The 23,685-nt window shown below is 35.9% G+C and carries 21 protein-coding genes and 1 pseudogene; 7 read left to right on the top strand and 15 right to left on the bottom strand.

What is annotated here, in order from left to right; genetic code table 11:
- Nucleotides 1-5: 5 nt before the first annotated feature.
- From mnhG to CXF71_RS14010, 4 genes are read right to left on the bottom strand one after another with little or no spacing between them, the layout of a single operon-like run.
- Nucleotides 6-347: a monovalent cation/H(+) antiporter subunit G gene (mnhG, locus tag CXF71_RS14025; RefSeq protein WP_101233580.1), complete on the bottom strand. Its 342-nt coding sequence runs from the start codon at nucleotides 345-347 to the stop codon at nucleotides 6-8.
- The gene (locus CXF71_RS14020) at nucleotides 348-641 is read right to left on the bottom strand and encodes a monovalent cation/H+ antiporter complex subunit F (RefSeq protein WP_101233579.1); all 294 of its coding nucleotides are present in this window, start codon (nucleotides 639-641) and stop codon (nucleotides 348-350) included.
- A complete protein-coding gene (locus tag CXF71_RS14015) occupies nucleotides 641-1,114 on the bottom strand; it encodes a Na+/H+ antiporter subunit E (RefSeq protein ID WP_101233578.1) in 474 nt (157 codons plus the stop codon). The genes CXF71_RS14020 and CXF71_RS14015 overlap by 1 nt, the downstream gene beginning before the upstream one ends.
- Complete coding sequence (locus CXF71_RS14010; protein ID WP_101233577.1) at nucleotides 1,114-1,425, bottom strand: hypothetical protein; 312 nt, start codon at nucleotides 1,423-1,425, stop codon at nucleotides 1,114-1,116. Before CXF71_RS14010 ends, CXF71_RS14015 begins: the two co-directional genes overlap by 1 nt.
- Before the next feature lie 270 nt (nucleotides 1,426-1,695).
- Between CXF71_RS14010 and nhaR the strand changes: the two genes are divergently transcribed.
- A complete protein-coding gene (gene nhaR / locus CXF71_RS14005; protein WP_101233576.1) occupies nucleotides 1,696-2,601 on the top strand; it encodes a transcriptional activator NhaR in 906 nt (301 codons plus the stop codon).
- Between the two features lie 61 nt (nucleotides 2,602-2,662).
- Here the strand turns inward: nhaR and CXF71_RS21700 are convergent, their stop codons facing one another.
- The 6 genes and pseudogenes from CXF71_RS21700 to CXF71_RS21445 form a co-directional block, all read right to left on the bottom strand.
- A complete protein-coding gene (locus tag CXF71_RS21700) occupies nucleotides 2,663-2,806 on the bottom strand; it encodes a hypothetical protein (protein ID WP_232771484.1) in 144 nt (47 codons plus the stop codon).
- 18 nt (nucleotides 2,807-2,824) lie between these two features.
- Nucleotides 2,825-2,920, bottom strand: a pseudogene (locus CXF71_RS21965) (zf-TFIIB domain-containing protein); the annotation flags it as partial.
- A gap of 565 nt (nucleotides 2,921-3,485) precedes the next feature.
- On the bottom strand, nucleotides 3,486-4,388 hold the full coding sequence (locus tag CXF71_RS13995; RefSeq protein ID WP_101233574.1) for a radical SAM protein: 903 nt from the start codon (nucleotides 4,386-4,388) through the stop codon (nucleotides 3,486-3,488).
- A gap of 8 nt (nucleotides 4,389-4,396) precedes the next feature.
- Complete coding sequence (locus tag CXF71_RS13990; protein ID WP_101233573.1) at nucleotides 4,397-5,353, bottom strand: hypothetical protein; 957 nt, start codon at nucleotides 5,351-5,353, stop codon at nucleotides 4,397-4,399.
- Between the two features lie 335 nt (nucleotides 5,354-5,688).
- Nucleotides 5,689-7,197 (bottom strand): dipeptidase, encoded by a 1,509-nt coding sequence (locus tag CXF71_RS13985; RefSeq protein WP_232771483.1) that lies wholly within the window; start codon nucleotides 7,195-7,197, stop codon nucleotides 5,689-5,691.
- A gap of 65 nt (nucleotides 7,198-7,262) precedes the next feature.
- Nucleotides 7,263-7,424, bottom strand: coding sequence for a hypothetical protein (locus tag CXF71_RS21445; protein ID WP_157826765.1), 162 nt, complete (start codon nucleotides 7,422-7,424; stop codon nucleotides 7,263-7,265).
- Between the two features lie 133 nt (nucleotides 7,425-7,557).
- Between CXF71_RS21445 and CXF71_RS13980 the strand changes: the two genes are divergently transcribed.
- Complete coding sequence (locus CXF71_RS13980) at nucleotides 7,558-8,502, top strand: LysR substrate-binding domain-containing protein (RefSeq protein ID WP_101233571.1); 945 nt, start codon at nucleotides 7,558-7,560, stop codon at nucleotides 8,500-8,502.
- A 127-nt stretch (nucleotides 8,503-8,629) separates the two neighbouring features.
- Here the strand turns inward: CXF71_RS13980 and CXF71_RS13975 are convergent, their stop codons facing one another.
- Both CXF71_RS13975 and CXF71_RS13970 read right to left on the bottom strand, forming a co-directional pair.
- The gene (locus CXF71_RS13975; protein ID WP_101233570.1) at nucleotides 8,630-11,839 is read right to left on the bottom strand and encodes an ATP-binding protein; all 3,210 of its coding nucleotides are present in this window, start codon (nucleotides 11,837-11,839) and stop codon (nucleotides 8,630-8,632) included.
- 743 nt (nucleotides 11,840-12,582) lie between these two features.
- Nucleotides 12,583-13,629, bottom strand: a complete 1,047-nt coding sequence (locus tag CXF71_RS13970) for a GGDEF domain-containing protein (protein WP_157826764.1) — start codon at nucleotides 13,627-13,629, stop codon at nucleotides 12,583-12,585.
- An 809-nt stretch (nucleotides 13,630-14,438) separates the two neighbouring features.
- Here CXF71_RS13970 and CXF71_RS13965 point away from each other — a divergent pair.
- Nucleotides 14,439-16,043, top strand: coding sequence for an ABC-F family ATPase (locus CXF71_RS13965; protein ID WP_101233568.1), 1,605 nt, complete (start codon nucleotides 14,439-14,441; stop codon nucleotides 16,041-16,043).
- Nucleotides 16,044-16,302: 259 nt separating this feature from the next.
- On the opposite strand, the gene CXF71_RS13960 is transcribed toward CXF71_RS13965, so the two are convergent.
- From CXF71_RS13960 to CXF71_RS13950, 3 genes are all read right to left on the bottom strand, one after another.
- The gene (locus CXF71_RS13960) at nucleotides 16,303-16,908 is read right to left on the bottom strand and encodes a TetR/AcrR family transcriptional regulator (protein ID WP_101233567.1); all 606 of its coding nucleotides are present in this window, start codon (nucleotides 16,906-16,908) and stop codon (nucleotides 16,303-16,305) included.
- On the bottom strand, nucleotides 16,908-17,771 hold the full coding sequence (locus CXF71_RS13955; RefSeq protein ID WP_101233566.1) for an alpha/beta hydrolase: 864 nt from the start codon (nucleotides 17,769-17,771) through the stop codon (nucleotides 16,908-16,910). Before CXF71_RS13955 ends, CXF71_RS13960 begins: the two co-directional genes overlap by 1 nt.
- A gap of 337 nt (nucleotides 17,772-18,108) precedes the next feature.
- Nucleotides 18,109-19,500 carry an MATE family efflux transporter gene (locus CXF71_RS13950; protein ID WP_101233565.1) on the bottom strand — a complete coding sequence of 464 codons (1,392 nt, stop codon included), beginning with the start codon at nucleotides 19,498-19,500 and terminating at the stop codon, nucleotides 18,109-18,111.
- 209 nt (nucleotides 19,501-19,709) lie between these two features.
- Between CXF71_RS13950 and CXF71_RS13945 the strand changes: the two genes are divergently transcribed.
- The 4 genes from CXF71_RS13945 to CXF71_RS21830 all read left to right on the top strand — a co-directional run bounded on the left by CXF71_RS13945 (nucleotide 19,710) and on the right by CXF71_RS21830 (nucleotide 23,601).
- Nucleotides 19,710-20,216, top strand: coding sequence for a DUF2878 domain-containing protein (locus CXF71_RS13945; protein WP_101233564.1), 507 nt, complete (start codon nucleotides 19,710-19,712; stop codon nucleotides 20,214-20,216).
- Complete coding sequence (locus tag CXF71_RS13940; protein ID WP_101233563.1) at nucleotides 20,209-20,769, top strand: chalcone isomerase family protein; 561 nt, start codon at nucleotides 20,209-20,211, stop codon at nucleotides 20,767-20,769. Before CXF71_RS13945 ends, CXF71_RS13940 begins: the two co-directional genes overlap by 8 nt.
- Nucleotides 20,762-21,328, top strand: coding sequence for a DUF3833 domain-containing protein (locus CXF71_RS13935; protein WP_101233562.1), 567 nt, complete (start codon nucleotides 20,762-20,764; stop codon nucleotides 21,326-21,328). The genes CXF71_RS13940 and CXF71_RS13935 overlap by 8 nt, the downstream gene beginning before the upstream one ends.
- Nucleotides 21,329-21,756: 428 nt before the next feature.
- Entirely contained in the window at nucleotides 21,757-23,601 is a 1,845-nt protein-coding gene (locus tag CXF71_RS21830; protein ID WP_101233561.1) for a fasciclin domain-containing protein, read from the top strand.
- The last annotated feature ends 84 nt before the right edge of the window (nucleotides 23,602-23,685 follow it).

Raw genomic sequence — 23,685 nt, 5'->3', positions numbered from 1 at the left:
ATCAATTAATAATTCGATGAGCTTGTCTCCTCAATATTGTCCTCTTGCTGTAATTTTGGCATCAAGTTGTTATGCATGGCCGCTTTTGCCAACACATGGCTGGTAGTAGGGCCTATTAATAACGTTAAAAGCAGAATCATGACTAATTTTGAGAATGTTAGAAAGTCAGGGCTATAACACATGAGCCCGATTAATATCATTCCTGCTCCCAAGGTATCAGTAACCCCAACGGCATGCATACGTGTGTAAAAATCAGGAAAACGCAATAAGCCCACACCGCCAGATATACAAAGAAAACTACCCATGAGTAAAAACAATGCACCGCTAATATTTATAATTATGTCCATTTAATATTCCTTATCCAAAGGTTTTTCATCAGCAGAAGTGTGCTTAAATTTATTAGTATCTGAGTAGCGTAAAACGCCGATAACACTGATGAAATTGATGAGTGCGTAGACTATTGCTATATCTAAAAACTCTGGACGGCCCATGACAAAACCTAATAAAGAGATCAGTAATACTGTTTTTGTCCCAAACATATTGACCGCGAGTATACGATCATAAAGTGTAGGACCAACAATCCCGCGTATGATGGCTAAAATCATGGCGACAAAAATAGCGAGTGTGGCAGCAATAAGCATTAGCGTTCCAATTGACTAACGCGGCGATCCATTTCGCCAGCGAGTAATGATTCTATATCTTGTTTTAGGAGTGCGTGCACAACCACTTCGTCATCGATAAGGTCAATTGCTACGGTGCCAGGGGTGAGGGTAATAGAATTGGCATAGATGACTTTACCCATATCAGTTTTTTGGCTAATTTTAATTCTTCTTAGCGTTGGCGATATACTTTTATTTCCAAGCCAAATGTGTTTTACCACAATGATATTGGCTTTAATTATTTCTTTGGTAAGCCATAAATAGTAACTAAAGAGATTACGCGTTAAATGAAGCGGTTGTGATTCGTGATCAACCACATCCATTTTATGAACAATCACTAAAACCAATAAAACAGAAGCAAGGCCAAGCAGTAAAATTAGCAGGGTATTGTGACCTGAATTGAGTAACCAAAAAGCGGTTAAGGTTAAAAATAAGCTGATGGTGTGAAGTTTCATTATCTTGTATTCGCTTGTGATGAAGTTTTACGATAAATAAGTCGAGTTGCTTTTTGGATTGTACGATCTATAGCGCTATATATATCTACTTGAGAGTCTTCAATCAAAATTTCTGAAAATTGTTTAAGTGTAATAATTAACGAGCAATGCTTCGTATGTTGCGCAGTTCGACTCAACACATTTGTAAGGATAATAGTAACGGAAGATATATGTGATTTTACGTTTGAAAAGGCGAGCATTAATCGTCGCTGAATATCAGCTTCTAATGTAGGGTCGTAATCAACTAAAGTATTCTGAATATCGATTTTCATCTAATTTACTCATTGTTACTTTCATTAAATTGGAATATTTATTTTATAAGAATAGGTATAAAAAATACTGATATCCCCATAGACCATTCATTGGTCAGGTGAATTAACGGTATAGTATATTTATCACAAAAATAAAAATTTCCCTTAAATAAAATATTAATTATTTAAGTATATGATCTTCAAGTACACTAAATTTATAGCTCACTTGTTGTTGAAGGTAAATTCGAATATTATTGATTTTATCATCGAAAAAACTTGGTGTAATAATTTATGAGTCCACTTAACTACAATCATCTTTTCTATTTTTATATCGTTGCCACTGAAGGGAGTATTAGTAAAGCAAGTACAAGGTTAAATCTAACACCACAAACCATCAGTGGGCAAATCACCAGTTTTGAAGCTCAAATGGGTGTTACCTTATTCGATCGTAAAAGAAAAAAATTATATCTTTCAGAAATGGGACAATTAATTTATAGCTATGCCGAAGAAATTTTTCAGCTGGGTGATGAAGTAAAACATATACTAAAAAAACAGCAACCAGTAATGTGGCATACCTTTACAGTAGGAATAACAGAAGTAATTCCTAAAGTATTAGCGCATCAGTTGCTTGCTCCTGTATTAATGATGAAAGAGCGGGTTCGTTTAATTTGTGTAGAAGGAGATCAAAATAGCTTACTCGCAGACTTAGCTGTTAACAAGTTAGATTGTATATTGACAGATCAAGCACTTCAGTTGGGAAGTCATGTTAAAGCTTATAATCATCTACTGGTTGAAAGTGGTTTTACTTTTTATGCGTCTGACTCCCTATTAAAAAACTGTCACAGTGATTTCCCTCAATCTTTATCAGAGTTACCTTGGCTAATACAGAGCAAAAAATCAGCCGTAAGAACACGATTATTTTCTTGGTTTGAAAAGAATAATATATCGCCGAACATTGTTGCAGAATTTGACGATAGCGCACTCATGAAGTCTTTTGGACAAGCCGGTTTTGGAATATTTAGTAGTCCGACGCTAATTGAAGATTATGTTGTTGATAAATATGATGTGAAAATTATCGGACGTAGCGATGAAATTGAAGAAAATTATTATATTATTTCTCCAGAAAGAAGATTAAAACATCCTGCTATTCTTGAAATTGTAACCGCGGCAAAAAAACAGTTTCAATCTAAAGATTAGTAAACACTTTACTTGTTATTGATCGTTAAATAAATACAAAATCACCAGTCATCACCAGTCATCACCAGTCATCACCAATATCAAACGCACCTGAAAGAAAGTGTTGTATTTTTCTTTTTTTAGCCGGTTTTGCGCTCTCTTTACTAGTTAAGCTATTTGACTTGTTTTGTTCTGGTTTCTCAATCAACACAGTTTCAATTGTCATTTTTGCTATATCCTCAGACTTTAACCATACCCCATGACATTGAGGGCATTCGTTCACTTGCAAAGTTTGACGCTGGATAATAATAAAAGAGAGTTGACATTCAGGACATTTCATCGTGATTTCTATCTGTTAAAGTGAGCGATACAATAAAATTAGCAGATAAGTTAAGTATTATATATTCGAATAAAGATGATAGTTAATTCGAATTTAACGAAGACCAATGATTTTTTGGTATTGAATCATTTTAAGAAAATAATCACAATTAATGAGTCTCATCTAGATTAATGGGTCGTTAATTATTGTGGTGCAATACGTTTATTTCTTCTTAAAATAAACGTTTTCAACATTTCAGGCGAGAAAACATCTTAAATTACTAAGCTAAATAGATACGTTTACGACGCAAACTAAGTAGCTTCATAACTTGTACAAAATGAGTGCATGTCTACACAGTATAGTACTGACTGATATGTAGATAATTGAAGTTATATTAGGGGCGATATGTATGGTCCGCCTCATAGAAAAATACTGCTAATGTCAGCTGTCCTTAATGATAGTCGACATAATATTGGTGATGATTGACATGAAAATAAGGACCGTTTTGTGGCAAAAGTGATCAATCTCATTTGGTGATTGCTAATATCAATCATTATGCGCAGTCACACACTTTAATACAGACTCTCTATAGACCTCGCTGCCATTCCTGTCTTAAATTAGCATTACTTGGTTGTTGTAGTGCTTGTCTTACTTGGCCCAACAGTGCTGCTTTATCATCACCTAACACGCCTTTAAGTACTAGGTAGTTAGAGGCATGATCAGAGCGGAAAATAGTGCGTTCTAAATGAAGTTCAGATAACAATATTTCCATTTCACTAAATAACTCTTGTTGTGTTAATTGGCGAAAAGGCTTTAATGTTCCTTGGGCAAATTTTTCTGCAAAACGAATTTCACCTAACGGGAAAGAAACCACTAAGGTGGATAAAAAATTAGGTTGGGCTTCATTCATCAATTTAGCGGAATTGATGGCATGTTGACGTGATAACTCAGGACCCCCTAAGCCATTGAGAATCATCACTGAGCTTTTCATACCCGCGGCTTTTATTTTATTCAACGCGATTAATGAGCTTTGATAGGTCTCACCTTTTTCAATGAGCGCCAGTACTTCATCATCACCACTTTCGCAGCCAACATACATTAACTTAAGACCTAATGACTTTAGCTCAGCTAACTGTTCAACCGTTTTATTGCTAAGGTTTCGTGGTAGGCAATAACTAGACACTCGGCCAACTTGTGGCAGGTGCAGCTTTATTAACTCAAGAATTTCTTTTAAGCGCTTAAAAGGCAACATCATTGCATCACCATCAGCAAGAAATACCCGTCGTGTGGTGATACCTGACATGGCTACTTTGATAATTTCTTGCTCTATCAAGTCAATTTTCTTGGGCTTGAATTTTTTATCTTCACTGGTGTACATATCGCAGAAGGTGCATTTGTTCCATGAGCAACCATTAGTGACTTGCAAAATTAAACTTTGCCATTCACTCGGTGGTCGAAATACAGGTTCTATATAGCTTAAAGGGTACATAATATTTTCTACTTAGTTCGGACAGCGGTCAGCAAATTTTTAGGTCTGATCTTTGTTGGTTGCTTTGTGACTCGTTTTTTAGTGACTTGATCTAGTTTAATCATATAGGAGTTTCGGCCGATGCCATTAAACTCTTCATCAGTAAAAATAATAGTATTGTCGTCAAAAAAAGTCACTGCTTCTTTTTGGGTAACGATACCTAAATCAATTTTATAGGCATCACCTGAGAAAAAATCATCGTCTTGCCAGTTTTCAAATAGCCATAACCGTTCTGAGTCTAGTAACACTAGTTTCGTTCTATCAGGGCTTAACGCGGCAGACGTTATCCAACAGAGTTTTTCATGCGTGGTACAGGTATTAAAGTTACTGACAAAACCCGCCTGATAATTGTCGGCATGGTCGCCAATTCTATATAAGTTGGTATCACCGTCAAATGGCTCAGTACGGTTTTTTGAAAATAGGTATAAATGTTTTTTATAAAAAACAAAGGCCTCTAAATCAAAGTTTTTTTCTGAGGCTTTAGGTGGAAAATTTAACTGTTCAGGGAAGGTAAATTTAATTATTTCAGCTTGAGTTTCAGTGCCCTTAATATCGATGGGATTTTCAATTTTATAAATAGTTAACCATTTACGTATATTGTCATTATTTCCAAAATCACCAATGAAAAAGTGACCAAAGTCATCTTGGGTCATATCTTCCCAATCAAGGTTTTTTGCATTGGTAATAGTAATTGATTTGCTTATCGTTCCATCTTTCTTTATTTGATGTAATTCCGCTGAATTTCCGCCATCATTAATACCCCAAAAATTACCCGCCTTGTCGACTTCAATACCCGAAATTTCTTTAAGTTTACTGTCTAAAGTAACTAATTTACTACTGTAAAGCTGATGAGTGGCAGTCAACGTTAGTATTAGCAGGACTACACAGCTAATGAGCGCTATCGCGTAAACCGATCTTTTTATCATTAATTTTCCAAGTAAAGTTAAACACTTTAACCAAAGCACCCAAAGTTCATTTTAATAGATATTGTTACCATCATTTTCGTCAATGATTATTAGCAAATTATTGGCTTTATTTTTTCTTAAATGCACGTATGGATTTAATTTTCCGCTAAAATAGCACGGAAAACTTAATCTACGTGTAATTTTTTTGTTGAGTTTTTATAAGTGATTTCGCATTTATCTGTTTTAAGTTGAGTTGACCGTTAGATATTTATCGCATTATTACTCTCAACTCAACGGGTTAGAACAGAATAAGCTCGTTTCTTATTCTGTTCTATTTTAACTTTGTAGGGAGGGATTTATTTTGCTAACTCAATCAGTACCGCAGTGTACATTTTCAGGTTTAATTCAAACTGTTCCATGGTAATAAATTCATGCTCTGAATGCCCTGTGTATTGAGTTCCAGGCATTGAAGGACCAAAACTGACTGCATTAGGGAAAAGTCTTGAATTAGTACCGCCACCAATAGAGATAGGTTTTGCATCAACTATGTTGGTGTAAAATGAGAATACGTCGAGTAAGGTCTCTATTTGTGGCGCATTTGTTTGCACAAAAGGTTCATTGATTTCATTGCTAACATCTTCAAGTTTAACTTGGTTTTTTTGTTGCCATGTAACTAAGGTTGCGTTTATTTCACCTTCCAGTTGCTTGGTGGTTTTACCGCTCGGTCGGCGGATATTGATATTTAACTGTATACCTTTAGCTGTAGCTTTAAGCACGGTCGGTTGAACCGACATTGGTCCCATAAAATCATCGCTATAAGCGATATCACCAAATTTCTTACCATATAAACCTAAGCCAAGGTTATCATTTAGAAAATTAACCAATGCACCGCTAGCATTGTTTGGCCAATGATTTACCGCTAATAAGTCAGCTAAATGAGTAATAGCATTTACGCCATATTCAGGTTTTGAAGAATGAGCAGATTTACCCAGTGCGCTAATGCTTAAACGTTCATCTTGCCATTGGTAGCGATAACTCATTCCTTGGTGAGACTTAGCTCTTTGCTTTATTTTACTCAGCAATTCTTCATTGGCATTCTCAATGCTTGCATGAGCATCTTCTGGAATTTGACTACCAAAAAAGCCACCGGTAAATTCACTGATATAGGATTGACTCGATGTGTAGTTTATTTTAGGAAAAGTCATGCTTATAGTGCCATAACCTTTTTCTGCCGTTACTACCGGGTATTCAGAATCAAGGGTGATGTTGACCTGTGGTAGAGAGTGCAGTTTGATATGTTGACGCAATGGCTCCCAATCTGACTCTTCAGCCATGTAAACATATAATTCGATACGCTTATTTAGCTTTATTTTTAAATCTTTGATTGATTTCATTGCGTATAGAGCATTACTTATTGGCCCTTTATCATCTTCTGTACCTCTACCAATAAGTTTTCCTGGCTCAGAGGTTTGATCAAGCATTAAAGGCGATTGTGCCCATTTACTTGGATTAAAAGGTTGGATATCTCCATGTGTGATCATACCGACACGTTCTTTGTTATCACCTAAGCCGATAACCACCACATAACCATAATCTGTATAATCGAAGCCTAAACTTTTTGCTTGTTTGGCAAGCTCAGCTTTAAATTTTTGATGTTCAGGATTATCTGGAGAGTTTAAACCTTCTACTGCTACGGTATTAAACGTCATTAATTGACGCAAGCTTTCGAGCATTTCACTTTGATATGTTGATTTAGCATATTGTGCAGCCTTGGTGGCAACGTCACTAACACCAGCAAATGTTTGCATGGGCAGTAATACCGCACAAGAGACCAGTAGATACATCAAATAGTTAGATTTTGGCATGAGCATATTCCTATTATTTTATTTACGTTTACAACGAAAATTTTTTCTGTGATTTTATATTGCTATTATTTTTGATAAATGGCTTTTGATAACCCTAGCTTATTTGAGATATTAGCAAGCATTAGGTTGAAAGTACTTAGAGAGTTAGCTATATTTTTACAGCAATTTTCTAGTTTTACTTGTTTGCTCTCTGTTTTATTGGTTTGTGTGGCTATTGTTATGTTCATCTTATTTACCTCTTTATATTGCTTGGAGGTATATTGCCTATAAAATCGAGATGAAACCAACAATAAGAATTTAACCGCCCCATTAGCTCAGCTTATGCATGTTAGGGTTGAATTTGATTAAAGGAAAGTTAAAGTGGATAAAAGATTAAAACAGCTAAATAATTTACGAAGTTTTGAAAGTGCAGCTCGTCATCAAAGTTACAGTAAAGCAGCGAAAGAATTGTTTGTTACACAAGCGGCCGTCAGCCAACAAATGAGACAGTTAGAAGCTGCTATGGGCAGCAGATTGTTTATGCGTAACGGTAGAAAAATGGAATTAACCGAAAGTGGTGAAAAGCTATATATGGCAACTCATACAGCGTTTGATACACTTTTAAAAGGGTTTAATAGTATTCAAACAGAAGACATTGCTGGAAGCCTAACCATCACCTCCACCCAAGCATTTACTTCTTTATGGCTTATGCCTAGGTTGTATAAGTTTTCAATTAAACATCCTGAAATCAAAATAAAAGTTGTTTCTTCAAATGGTCTTGAAGATCTTCGCCAAGGTCATATCGATTTAGCTATTCGTTTTATTACCAATAAAGAAGTCGATACCAGTGATGAAATGACCTATGAATTTATTGCTGAAGATCATGTTTACCCCGCTTGTTCACCACAATTGTTGAAAGAATATAACTTTAAAGAGCCACAGGATGTTTTGCAGTGCTGGTTAGTTAGCTTAGAAAACCAAGGTAGTATTGACTGGCCTACGTGGTTTAAGGCTGCGGGTGTTGAAAACTATCGAAGCCATAAAAAATGGACAGAGGTTAGCACTGGAGATCTGGCGTTAAGTGCAGTACTGAGTGGCCATGGTTTTACTTTGGCATCACAAGCGCTTTTCTCTCAATATGTGATTACAGGACAGTTGGTTATCCCGTTTAATATCAAACATCCCATTTCTTTTAAACGATATTTTGTTTTTGATCCTAATTCAGCGAAAAAAGAGCGGGTTAATGTTTTTACTACTTGGCTTAAAGAAGAAACTCTGCAAGACGAGAAAAGTACATTAGAAGCGATAAGTTACGGTAGTTTGTAAAAAATATAAAGGGTTATATTAGTTACTAAAGCCATTTCAATTTCTGTATGTATTTTAGGTTTTATCATTAGTATTATGTAATGTCCTGATATTCACTTATGCCATATTGCTGACCTAAATTTAATGTTTATCGCTTTTTCAATGCTTCTTTTAAATTGTTAAGAGCCAGTGGCTTAAGTAAATAATCATTCATGCCGCTTTCAATACACCTATCTTTATCACCTTTTATTGCATTGGCTGTAAGCGCAATAATATGAATGTTTTTTACAGTGCTCCCAGCATTACCGGCTCTAATATTTTTTGTTGCCTCAAAACCATCCATTTCGGGCATCTGACAATCCATTAATACAACATTGTATTTTGAAGGATTATTTTTTAATATGTCTAAAGCTTCAATACCATTATTTGCAATGTCCGAAGGAATATTAAGTGCTGATAACATCTTTGATGCAACTTTTTGATTAATACGGTTATCTTCTACAATAAGCGCATATAAATCGGTTGGAATATTTACTGTCTCAGCAATTTTAGGTACCTTTTTAATACCGTGAGCTAATCTTTCCAATATGTTATAAAAATTTATAGGGGTAATTGGTTTTCTACACAGCGTAAATGAGTTCGTTTTTAATGTATCTTCAAGGCTTGTTGATAAAGCTGACAACCATAAAATATGATGTTTCATCGCTTTCAATTGTTTCGCTAATTCCAGTAAGTCTTCGCTATAGTAATCTTCATCTATGATGATTATTTTGGGTTTGTTGCTTTGTTTTTTAGGCCGTGTTTTTTCTTCTTCAAGCTGCATAGTTACTTGTTGAAAGTCACTTAAATAGATCGTTCTACTTTGAATATCCAAACGTTTTAATAAGTTTTCAACAATAGCTGATGATTCAGAGGATATTAATATGGCCTCATCAAATTCAGAACTCAATGATGAGCACTTTGCTTTTGTTTCTGCAGGTTTAGCTAACACTGTGGCGATAAATGTTGTGGATTTTCCTAACTCGCTTGTTGCAATTATATCGCCAGACATTAGTTTACAAAGTTGCTTTGAAATTGTTAACCCAAGTCCACTTCCGCCAAATTTTCGTGTAGTTGATGAGTCGGCCTGAATAAAAGGAGTAAATAGCGTTTCTAGCTTATTCGCTGCAATACCAATTCCGGTGTCTTGTACCGATGTCACCAATTGTATCTGGTTGTTTACTTGAATTGTTTTACAGGTAACTGTTATTTGTCCTTCTTGTGTAAATTTTATTGAGTTACCAATAAGGTTGGTTAATATTTGTTTTAATCTTGTTGGGTCACAAATTACATAGATATGATCTACCTTTTCGGTGTCTAGAAATAGTTGTAAATTTTTACTTTCAGCTGAAAGGGCATGCGATATAACAACATCACTTAATAGCTCTAAAAGATTAAACTCAATGGATTCAACTTCTAACTTACCGGCTTCGATTTTTGAAAAATCTAAAATATCATTTAAGAGGCTGAGTAATATTTTAGCGCTTGATTGCGCGATATTTATTTTTTCTAAATGTTCAAATGAAACATCAGAAGTAGAAAGCAATTCAAGCATCCCCAAAACGCCATTAAGTGGTGTTCTGATCTCATGGCTCATGGTTGCTAAGAATTCAGATTTAGCCTTGTTAGCATTGTTTGCATCTATTAATGCGTCTTGTAAGTTTTGTGTTTTTTCTTTGATAATTATTTCTAAACTAGTATTAACTAAGGCAAGTTCTGCATTTGCTTCCTCTGTATTTTCTCTCGCTTTATCTAATGAAGATAATGTGTCATTTAATCGATGTGAAAAATCTTCAATGATTGTCGACATACTGTTTAATTCAATAAATATTGAAGGCTTAATATTTAAATTAAGCTTTTTGAAATCACCTGTTTTATTCACATGCAAGAGGTGTTCATTAAGATCTTCAATAGGTCGGCTAAGTAATTTAGCAAACCTCGTGGTGATAAAAACACTAATAATCAAAAAAATAATAAATAACTTAGTTGAGAAATAAACATTTTCAACAATTTGATCTTCGTAAAGAACTCTAGGCACAGAGACAAATACAGTCCAATTCAGCCCGGTAATCTTTTGAGACATACCAATGCGATATTCACCCGATGAATCCATATAATAATAAGACTCGGGGTTAGTTATGTATTTACTAACAGGAAGATTGTCGAGTACCTGTAAAAAGCTATAAGGAAGGTGTTCAGAACTGTAAATTACTTTTTTGTTTTCATCAAAAATGAGTAAACTTTGCTCATTACTTAATGACTTTATATCTAGACTTTTCATTTTCTTTAAATCTAAAGATGCTTCCACAATACCTACAAAACCTCTGTCATCAGAAATAGGAACCGAAATAGCAATTATGGGGGCATTACCAAAACCTCTACCTTGAAAAACATCAGAAACAAATGGCTGCATGGTTTTTTTGCTATGTATAAAATAAGGTCGGGTATTAACATTAACAAAGTCATTACCAGGTAACTTTATTTTATCGATTAAGGTACTAGGCGCTGTAGCAATAATATTGCCGGACTTTTCAGTAACGAGCATCGTTAATATACTTGGGTAAGTATTACGTATATCGGCAAGAGCGTTTTGCCAAGTTTGTGCATTACGCTGATTATGATTTAGTTTCGACGCTAAAGTAAGCACATCAACATGATTGTTAATATGATGATTTAACTCTTTTGCCGTCATCTTAGCTTCTAATAAGAGTGAAATGTTTAGCTGCTCTAACTTCTCTGCTTGTATGTTTTTAAGCCAAAAAAATGAATGTGTGAATATTGCGGTCGTTAAAAGAACAGAAACAGTGAAAGAAATAAAACGATGAATTTTAAATTTTTCTCGCCATTTTGTTGTTTTGTACCTTGTGAATAAAAAAGCGAGTAAATAGCCAAACATTATATTTATTATACCGTTTAAAAGGTACTTTAATGTAATGGCAACTTTGGTTATTTCTAAATAGTTTGTGAAAATAGCTAATTGAACTGCAGCGATTAGCCAACCCAGCGTTAACCAATATAATATGCCTAAAATAAAAGGATTTTTATTTTTCTTAACAGCAAAGTGAATAACAAATACTTCTATAGCAAAAGGCGTGATTGCGATAAAGTTTGTCCAACTTAGAAAGGTAACCCAACTACTTAATAGTGTACAAAAAAGTCCCGCTCTAAGGCCGAACAAAAGCGTAATAGCGACAGCAATAATGTTACCAAAAACTAACTCGGCCCCTGTAAATAAGGGTACAGGAAGGTAATTAAGTATTATTGCAGTGAGTGTTGCTAAAAAAATCACAAGGAATCTATTAAACATAGATATTTGCATTAATAATTTTCCTCAAGCCAATGGCAATATTTATGTTTTATGTTTTTGAATTATTTGTTTTTATTTAAACATACACCTTAAACTTGTGAAATCAAATAATAAAATAATTTTTTGTCGGGTTAGATTAGGGGGCAGTAGTTAACTACTGTTTATTAGCAAGGAATATCCATTTAGAGCAACCCCTGATGTTGTGTTTACCTGTTCTTAATCTTTTTGTAAGTGAGCGGTTTAGTTGCTACTGATTATTCGAGTAATCGATAAAATAATAATCCTCTAGAACGAGACTTTCTTCTATTAAATCTGCATGTATATAGCGACCAGAAATCATAAGATAATCATTGATGCTTACCGCGCGAACGGTTTAGTTTCTGTCGGATGATCTGTCGTTAGAAAATTATCCATAAACGTATCCTATTCGCACAAAGTGTTCATGATTTCTATGGCGCTTCGTGCCCCTTTGCGCCAAGAAGACCTTGTCAGCAGAACATCATCATGGTCGGTAAAGTCATTATCTAATGCCACACTAATGCCACTTTACTGACCTTAGGATTTTATAATTTATATTGAAATATTTTGTATGTTTTGATCTAGAGCGAACATGAATAAGCAACTACATTACGCTAGCAGTTTCCTGACAGCGGACGTTCCCAGTAGATGAGTATTTGGGGATTACTGTATAAATTACTTTGACACTCAATTGTATAAACAAATTTTTTCAGTTTAATTGTTTAGGACTTGAACATTTAAAATAACTCAATATCACTTTCAACAGACTGATTCGTTAATAAACCTTTTTCTATTAATTTATTGTAATCTCGTACTTGATTGCGACCATGCTCCTTTGAATAATAAAGTGCTTTATCAGCACGTTCCATTATTGTTGTAAGATGCTCTTCTATCGCAATTTTTAAAATACCAGCACTAACAGTTACTTTTCCTACTTGTGGGAAATTAAAGGCTTCTAATTGACATCTAAAACGCTCAAATATTTTCAAAGCATCTGAATCAGAAACGGATGTTAAAACAACAACAAATTCTTCTCCACCGTATCGAAATAAGAAATCATTACTTCTAAATGATTTTTTCATCAATCCTGCAAATAATAATAAAACTTCATCGCCATATACATGTCCATATTTGTCATTAATATTTTTGAAGAAATCTATATCTAAAATGCCAATCCAATGATGTGAGTTAACTTTTGCTGAGCGACATTCTTTTACTTTAGTTTTTATAGGGGAGGATTTTGAAGGTGAAATTGATAGCAAGCCTGAAAGTTGAGCATCAAATGTTTTACGGTTAAGGAGACCAGTCAAAGTATCATGCTCATTGTCATCAATAATAGCTTGAAAGTTACTATAAATTCGAATAAATCCACTAATGAGTTTCAATGTGATATCTGTTTTTTGATAGCCATAGATATCCAAAATACCAGACACTTTATTATTTACAATAATAGGAAATAATGAACGTAATACCATATTTTCTTTGCTTGAAATAGTTGCTTTACTGTCAATGCATAAAGCTATCTCTTCATCATAGAGTACACGTTGATCCCCATATTCATGTGGAATAAATATCAATTTATTCTCAACTGTAGACTCTGGAATAGACACCGCAGCTTCCAAATATTCACTATTAGAATTTCTTGGTAATCGTAAAAGTATAAGCTCATCAAAATCTATAAATTCAGAAATAGTTTCTATTAATGCTTTTTCAAGAGATCTTTTATCGCGCTCTTCGGTAATATGAATAACAGATTCAAATATACTGTAGTCTTCATTTGACATAAATAATACCATCTATCTTTTAACAGCGCAGCTAGGCTTCTATTCTATAAGAAGCTTAGCACTAAAGTTAATTTTTATTTTTTCATATTGGTGATATTCCCATCTACATTCGCTTTTACTTAGTAATGATAATCAGAACGGGCAGAGGTATAGGTTATCTAAGGGAATACAAAAACTTTTCATCTGGGTTTGGTCTTTCGAATGACTAAGTTAGGCTCACAACTAACATTGAATGATGTAAGATCCACGGCAGCAATGAGCTTTCAGCAATCATTGATATTGTTATCAATTTATAACTGTTTTTTATCATTATATTAGTCTTTTTGTAACGTCTGCTATGCCAATGATTATCAAGTTAGCTACCAAAATGCTAAAGTCAACTAACGGGTGCTCAATTGACCTTGATAAACACTCACAATTTTCAAATATCACTTCCGCTTAGCGCACTTAGTGAGCTAATCATATCTATCTACGAGAACCCTATAATATTCACTATTATCAATAATCATTATGTAGAATGTTATGGCGTCAACAGATGAAATGACACAAAAGGCGTTTCTGTTCATATTACTGATATAGATTCAGTTGATATCACATCAGTAATAGTGCAACTGACATAGACTTATTCGAAAAGGGATAAGCCTATGTCTCGCAATAAAATATCGCGACAATTCCGCAAAATATGTCATCAACAACTCGTTTATTATTTATACAATTAATCTAATTATCATTATCATTAAACCGGCAAATCATATATACTACGCGCCTTGAAATATCCATGAAACAATTCTAGCTCGGAGTATAGGCTTATCATCACAACAAGTAATATCACAATGCAATTTGGCGCAGAGCCGTTATTTGAAAACATTTCGGCTAAATTTGGCAACGGTCACCGCTATGGTTTGATTGGTGCAAATGGCTGTGGCAAGTCAACATTTATGAAGATACTTAGTGGTGATTTAGTGCCAAGCTCTGGCAATGTATCAGTAAGTACAGGTAACAAAGTAAGTACTTTGGGCCAAGATCAGTTCGCTTTTGAACAACATAATGTAATTGATACTGTGATCATGGGCGATATGCCTTTGTGGAAAGTAAAGCAAGAAAGAGATGCTATTTACGCACAAGCAGAGATGAGTGAAGCCGATGGTATGCGTGTTGGTGACTTAGAAAGCCAATTTGCAGAAATGGACGGTTACACCGCAGAAAGTCGTGCGGGCGAAATATTATTAGAAGCGGGTATTGAAGAGTCTTTTCACTACGGTTCAATGCAGCAAGTTGCGCCAGGTTGGAAACTACGAGTTCTACTTGCCCAAGCTTTGTTTGCTAACCCAGACATTTTGTTACTCGATGAGCCTACCAACAACTTGGATATTCATACCATCAGTTGGTTAGAAGGTGAATTGAACAAGCGTAAATGCACCATGATTATCATTTCGCATGATAGACATTTCCTTAACTCTGTATGTACGCATATGGCAGATATTGATTACGGTGAATTACGTGTTTACCCAGGTAACTATGAGTTCTTCTTAGCTCAGTCTGGTTTATTACGTGAACAGTTATTAGCGGGTAATGATAAAAAAGTTGCTGAAATCGCTGAACTACAAGACTTTGTTAACCGTTTTGGTGCTAACGCTTCAAAAGCGAAACAAGCAAGTTCTCGTGCTAAGAAAATGGATAAAATTAAACTTGATGATGTTAAATCATCTAGTCGTATTACCCCTAAGATTGCTTTTGCTCCGGGTAAAAAAATGCATCGTCAAGCGTTAGAACTTGAAAACCTCAGTCATGGTTTTGATGGCGAAGTATTGTTTAAAAAGGGCAACTTATTACTAGAAGCTGGTGCTAAGTTAGCGATTATCGGCGAAAACGGCGTGGGTAAAACTACCTTATTACGTTGTTTAATGAGCGAATTAGAGCACATTGAAGGTGTTGTTAAATGGTCTGAAAATGCGTCTGTAGGTTATTGCCCACAAGATAGCGGTTCATTCTTTGATAATGACCTAACGCTAATGGAATGGATGTCACAATGGCGTAGACCTTGTCACAACGATTTAAGTGTTCGTGGTATGTTAGGTCGTATGTTATTTACTGACGACGATGCGAATAAAAAAGCACGTAACTGTTCAGGTGGTGAAAAGAATCGCTTGTTATTCGGTATGTTGATGATGGCTGATATTAATGTGTTAATCATGGATGAACCAACTAACCACATGGATATCGAAGCAATTGATGCATTAAATAATGCGTTGAAAGATTTTGAAGGCACGTTAATTTTTGTTAGTCATGACCGCGAGTTTGTTTCATCATTAGCAACGCGCATTATTGATATTAAAGATAAAAAATTAGTTGATTTCCAAGGCTCGTTAGACGAATACCTTGATAGCCAAATGCAGGCTCAAAAAAGAGCGTAGGCATCAGGTTTTTTTATGGCGGTTATTTAGAAACGCTTATTTAAGTACGTTTCGTTAAATAAAGCTTCATAAAGTAAAATAAGTACTAAAAAGTTAAGGTTGTTAATAACACCTTAACTTTTTTTCGTTTACGTTTGGGGAAATATAACAATTGTTTATTGGTGTTTAGATAGGAGGGTAAACTATTTTTGGCTTTGGCTTTGGCTTTGGCTTTGGCTTTGGCTTTGGCTTTAACATTTAACTAAAGCTAACTTCATCACTAATCACTAATCACTTGGTATTGCTTCAATAGCCTAGCGACACTCTTTTTAAATAATGAGTCCGCAGTATTTATTGGCGCAGTGTGCTGCGTAATAGCATGACCTAAATATAAGCTATAAAGTTCATAAGCAATGGCGAAGCTTTCAACTTCAGCTGTTAATTTATTTTTTTCAACACAACGCACAATTCTATGGGTGAGATAGTTGATCAACCTATTTTGTTGATCAATGGTAAAGGTTCTAACTTTTGACGTGGGTCTGTTTTGAAACTCGACCACAGCCTTAATAAAAGGGCAGCTTACTTGGTGCTCTTTAAACATTTCGCTAGTCCAATCGGCCCAGTTTTCTAGTAATGCAATGACGTGATCCAAGGGATCTTCTCGCCATGCTTTTTTTACCACTCGCGCTCTAAATAATTCTTCACCATATTCTAGTATGGCTATTTGCATATCTTCTTTATTATCAAAGTGAGAAATTACCCCCGTTCTTGATAAATTACATAACTTAGAAACCGTGCCGATAGTTATATCGGCAAGGCCGTACTGGCTGCTATGTATTATGCTTTGTTTAAGTATTTCTAAACGGGTACGTTCGCCTTTATTCATTAAGCAGACAAAACCTGTGCAATATTATTAATAACGCTAGTATCGCTTAAAATCCTTCTGTGACCAAGTCCTTGTGTTTCAATCAAGGTGTTTTTTTCTTGTTGTAAATACTGTGTCAAATCTTCGAATGGGGCATATCTATCTTGGCGGTCATGAATAAAAGTTAAATTTAATGCCAACTTATCGCGATTATTTTCAGTGGTTAATTGTTGCCATGTTTTCCCGTGTTTATGGCTAATACTCTCTAATACTCGAGTCAGTAATTTTCTTGAAATGCCGGCTTGCTCTACTTTTTCAAACATTAATTCAAAAAATTTAATAGGAGAGGAAATTAAAATTATCTTTTTACTTTCTAATAAATAATTTGGTAGGTTTAACGCCGCAATAGCGCCCATAGAATGACCAATAATAGCGTCAACTTTGATACGTTCTTCATTAAACTGCTCAAGCAGCAATTCAAGGGTTTCGATAAAACTGAGTAAATGTGAATTATTTCCAGAGGATTTACCATGACCGATATGATCTATGGCAGCAACGGTATAACCTTGTTGGGTTAAGCTAAGGATCATTTGCTCAAAGCTATTGCTGGTATCGCCCCAACCATGACTGACGATGACAACCCGCTCGCCTGAACCAAATAAATTAACATGAGCTACGCCCATCGATGTGAGCAGGTTTAGCTCTTTTTTTGGCTTGATGTGCTCAAAGTCATAGCTACGTCGACTATAAGGTTTCATCAAGACATTCTCGCCTAGCAAGGCGCTAAATTTAGGGGCTAATGTGCTCAATGTCGCAGTGAAGCCTCTTGCAATTGAGGTCAAACCAAAGCGAGATCTCCCTTTATTAAAATAACTAAATTTCATTATTCACATCCATATTAATATTCGCGCACTAAAATAGTACGACTGTGTTTTTATAATAGTTCGACTGTACTATTTTGTAAAGGGCTTTATTCTTAACGATAATATCGCCAATGGCATAATTAATAATTTATAAGAAAATCACAGTGAGAAAACCTTGCTCAGGCATTTTAAAATACACAGCTTACGTTCCGTGGCGATGCAAGGGATACTTAGCAGAAGGGTAAGAGTGTTGGCTTATTTTAACGCGGTAAGTGTGCTCGGGCTTCAGTTTTATTAGTAACCATAATGGAGGAATTATGGTTACTTTGAGCATTAACAGAGCTGTTTAGTCGTATAGTTAGCTGATAGCCTCAGTTTTATTAAGATCATCGTAATGATCATTTGGCACGTTATCACGGGGTAAACGCTTTTTAAACTCTCGCCTAAGGAAGGAAAAACTCACCAATGCTTGAATACAAACCGTCGCTACTGAAACATACCAAAGCTGTTCTATTTGAAAGTCACTTTGTTTTGATAGCCAAAGAGCAGGCAATATGAAGGTGATTAAACGGGTAGCGGTACTGAGTAAAGCTGGCATAGTATTACCTAAGGATTGAAACATTCCAGAGCAAGTAAAAACCAAACCTGCGGGTACAAAGTTCCAACAAATCATTTGTAAAAAGGCCACGCTAATCAAAATCACTGCTTTATCATCAGAAAATCCTGCTAGCATCAACTCAGCTTGGGTTAAACAAACGACAGTGATCACAGCCATTAACGAGCAGGTCATAATGGCTGTCCAAGTAAAGGTTTCTCGCACTCTTTGGTAATTTTGTGCGCCAAAGTTTTGCCCAGCAATTGCAGGAGCCGCAAAGGCAATAGCCATAGCGGGTAAAAATAGTGCCTGCATTACCCGTGAGCCAAGACCAAATGCTGCTTGTGCATCAGCGCCAAAGGGTTGAATTAGCCAATATATAGCGCCCATATACACAAACATTAAAAAGAATTCTCCGCCAGCGGGTAGACCAATGGCGAGTAATTTTTTAATGCGCGGTATATTAATACGCCACAGCGAGAAATCTACGCTGACGTATCTATCTGTTGTTATAAAGTAATAGCATAAAAGCACTACCGCAAAAACAACCGATATTGAACTAGCAAAACCTGCACCGGCAATACCCATGGCATAGCCTGAGCCCCAGCCAGCAATTAATATCGGGGACAAGATAATATTGAGCAAAATAGACAAGGTTTGAATCACCATGGTGGGCTTAACAATACCTGTTCCACGTAGCGCTGAACTGATAGAAACCATAATAAACTGCAACGCCATACATGGAATGAACCAGTGCAGGTAAGCTAAGCCCATCATCACGGTTTCTGAGTCTTGGGATATTAAGTCAAGGTAAGTCTCTGCACACCAGTAGCCAATGATACAAACAAAAACCCCAACCACAGTAGATAACATCATAGATTGATTAAAGGTAAGGTTTGCGTCTTGTTGATCTTTTGCTCCTACGGCATGCGAGACAAGTGCTGCGGTACTAACGTTGAGTATTTGCGTGAGCGCGAAGATTAAAAACATAGCATTACCCGCTAAGCTCAATCCGGCGAGCGCGGCGGAGCCTAACTTACCAACAAAATACAGATCAACAATAAAATAGAGTGTTTGAATAAGCATGCCTATCATCATAGGTAATGCCATCGAGATCAGATGTTTAGGGATTGAGCCTTGGGTGAGATCTTTCATTTTTGATGAAATCCGTTGGTTATTAAAGGGTAAATAATTAGCTTGATACTTGGTGAGTGATTTTGCGTAGAAAGTTACTGAAGCTCACTAGGGTTTTCTTGCGATAACATATCGCATTAAAGGCCTTAAAGAAACTTAATGTCTCTGGTATTAATCTAAATCTTAACCTTCAACGTATATAAGCTTAACGGGTACAACGGGGAAGCTATTTGAATCATTTAGTGGTGTTAAATTTAGTCGGTTTCAACTTTGCCTGGTTTGGCTTAGTTTATTGGGGAAATAACTTTATACCCATTAGTCTTTTATTATTGCTGGCTCACGTTCGCTTTATGGTAAAAGTAAGCGGTGAAGTAAAGCTGATACTGACAATAACGCTTATCGGTATTTTTGTTGATTCATTACTGCAATATTTTACTGTTTTTATTTTTAGCAATACTAGTCATATTCCGCTTTGGTTGATGACGCTTTGGGCTTGTTTTGGGGCAACTGTATGTCATAGCTTGCGATTTTTGGCTAGCTCGAAAGTGTTACAAATACTGGTGGGAGCTTTATTAGCACCGTTCAGTTATCTCGCAGGGCATAAACTCCAAGCAGTTGAGTTTGGACAAACTGTAATGTCGACGTATTTGATACTAGGATTAGTCTGGGGATTGTTGTTCGTTTTATTTTTCGCTTTAAAAGAGACTTTGGTCAAAGTAGAGGTTAAACATGTTTAAATTATTTTGTTTTGTGGTTTTAATTTTTATGTCAATGAACGGGGCTTTTGCAAACAAATTGACCGATGAAGTCACTCTGCCAAGCAGTTTAAAAAATAGCCTTGATACGGCTACTTTTGTATCGGTTGGTGAAACAACTTTTTCTATTCTATTTTGGGATCTCTATAAAAGTGAATTACTGACAACGTCAGGAAAATATCCTATTGAAATAAATAAAGAAAACCTACTGTTTGATATCAACTATTTAGCCGATATTTCGAGTGAAGATCTGATAGAGAGAACCATCGAACAGTGGGAGCACTTAGGGCTAACACCTGAAGAATATCTACCTTATGTACCCGTACTAAAAAATATTTGGCCAGATACTAAAGATGGCGACAGCTTGTCATTGCTGATTCATGAAGGACGCAGCGTATTTTATTTTAATGAGCAATATATTGGCGTTATTAATGCGCCAGAATTTGGACCGCTTTTTCTCGCTATTTGGTTATCTGAGAACACCAGTCAACCCAGCTTAAGGGCCGAATTATTAGGAAGTATTACCCATGATTAAGCTAAAAATATTTGTACTGATAGTGATGACTTGTCTTGGTATTTCAAGTTGCTCTACGGCATTAGATGATTATCAAGAGGTTGAAAAACCATTTGATATCAAAGAGTATTTTGATGGTAATGTCATTGCTTATGGCATTGTTCAAGATTATTCTAATAAAGTGAGCAGACGTTTCTGTGTAGAGTTAGAAGGTACGTGGCAGGGAGACCAGGGAGTGCTTGCTGAAAAGTTCTATTTTAATGATGGCGAAATTACTTACCGAAATTGGCAACTCTCTAAAAAATCTGATGGTAGCTATGAAGGACAAGCTGAAGATGTTGTGGGTACAGCTATAGGGAAGCATCAAGGTTTTGCCTTTCAGTTTCAATATCAGTTGTCGCTTGTTGTTGAAGAGGATACTTATCAAGTTTCTATGGACGATTGGATGTATCAACTTGATGAACATCGAGTAATGAATAAGACCTCAATGAGTAAGCTTGGTGTTAAAGTAGCAGAAGTAACATTGTTTTTTGATAAGCAGACGCAAGTACAGGAATGTCCAACTGCCGATGCGATATAAGCACTATCACTTAATGCTTCACTGGAAAATAAGCGACACTTTACCTTAAATTAATGCATTTATAACAGCTGAAGTAATATCCTCATGATGGTCGCACCTTAAGTAACTCCTCAAAGTTTTTAGTGTAAAACCAATTCCCCATGTGCAAAATATTCCTTAACGTAAAAATATAGGAAGGTTATTTGTTGTCTTTTAAAGGCGATAATCACTACTCGTTAACATTATATAAGTTCAGAGAATGAGATTTATCGGTAATAGTACTCCCTCCGAATTCACCATATCTGTTCTTCAATTAACCTAATCAATACGACGTTATCTATCTAAAGATCACTGATTAAAATTTAAATTTTTTATTAATAAAGATTGATCCTTGTTTGTTTTTTAGCCGTAAGTTTATGTGTAATTAATTAATTAATGAGGGTAGCAAAGTGAAATATTTTAAAATACTAAGTGTAACCATATTAAGTGTAGTTTTATTGCAAGGTTGTAATGATGACGATAAGGAAGTGATTACTGAAGTGATCGAAACAGTCGAAGAGGTTGTGATGCCTACTACCATTGTCGATGTTGCTGTAGCTGATGGAAATTTCACTACACTCGTTGCCGCACTGCAAGCGACAGGGTTAGATGATGTATTAGCGGATACAAGCGCTACTTTTACTGTGTTTGCACCTACAGATGCTGCCTTTGCTCTTTTAGGGCAAGACACAATAAATGCACTATTGGCTGATACTGATACATTGTCAGATATTTTGACATACCACGTTATTAGCGGTGAAGTTAATGCTGAAGCTGCTATTTCACTAGCGGGAACTAACGTTAGTATGGTTAATGGCGATTTAGTCGGTTTATCTCTGAATGGAGATAACTTACTGGTTAATACAGCCACAGTCATTACTACTGATATTCAAACAGACAATGGCATTATTCATGTTATTGATGCGGTATTGCTTCCTCCTGAAGCTATGATGGAACCAACAGCAAATATTGTTGAAGTAGCTTTAGCAGACCCAGATAATTTCTCTACCTTAGTTGCTGCGCTCACTGCTGCTGATCTAGTGACTACTTTGTCAAACGAAGACGCTACCTTTACTGTTTTTGCTCCGACTAATGCCGCTTTTTCCTTAATTGCAGCTGATACTTTAGCTGCATTATTAGCTGATACCGATACCTTAACAAAAGTACTGCTGCAACATGTTGTACCAGACGCTGCTGTAAATTCAGTTAATGCGTTCGCGTTGAGTGGCGCTATGGTTGACACTGCGTCTATGGCGAAAGTAGCACTTAACATTAATATGGCAACCGACACATTATTGTTTGGCGGTGCTAATATTGTAATGAAAGATATATATACAACCAACGGCATTATTCATGTAATTGACGCAGTTATTCTTGGTGATGTGGAATTACCTAAACCAGGCATGAGCTTAGTTGAAGTGGCTAGTGGCAATAGTGATTTATCTACACTCGTTTCAGCGTTGCAATCAACAGGTCTGGATACTGTTTTAGCCAACCTTGATAATGATTACACTGTGTTTGCACCGACTAACGCGGCCTTTGCTAAATTACCTGCTGGTACTGTAGAAAGCTTAACTAGCGATCAATTAAGCAATATCTTGTTGTATCACGTAATTGCTGGAACAGTTCTATCTGATGGTGCTATTACCCTTGCTCAATCAATGGATAATATGGCGGTAATGGCTAATGAAAGTAAAGCCTCAGTCTCTTTTAGTGATGGAATGCTTTTCATTAATGGCGCTAAAATAAGTGCTGCTAACGTGATTGCCGATAATGGTGTTGTACATTTAATTGATAACGTGATTATGCCTCCAGGAATGATGGCTGAGCCCACCATGAATATTGTTGAAGTCGCTTTAGCTGACCCAGATAATTTCTCTACCCTTGTTACCGCGCTTACTGCTGCTGATTTAGTGACTACTTTGTCTGATGAAGACAGTATGTTTACTGTATTTGCACCAACTAATGCCGCTTTTGCTAAAATTGACGCTGATGCTTTAACTGCGCTATTAGCTGATACCGAGATGCTTACTGAAGTATTGTTAACGCATGTTATTGCTGAAAGTTCGTTAAGTGCTTTAGATGCCTATGCTGCTAATGGTCGCTCATTAACTACGGCATCTTCTTCAATGATTGATGTCAGTATTGATGCTGAAACTGGCATGTTAATGATTGGCGGTGCAAAAGTGATAATTACTGATATCTACACCACTAATGGGGTTATCCACGTCATTGATACTGTTATTCTTGATTAGAGCAACTGCTAGTTAGTTTGCTTTTTGTTGGTTCATTATCTTACTTTTACCCTGTTAAGCGTTTGATTAATGTGACCAACTTTT

The organism is Colwellia sp. 12G3, assembly GCF_002836775.1.
Lineage (GTDB): Bacteria > Pseudomonadota > Gammaproteobacteria > Enterobacterales > Alteromonadaceae > Colwellia.
The sequence above is the reverse complement of the archived record's forward strand: the minus strand, read 5'-3'. Positions and strand labels throughout refer to the sequence as shown.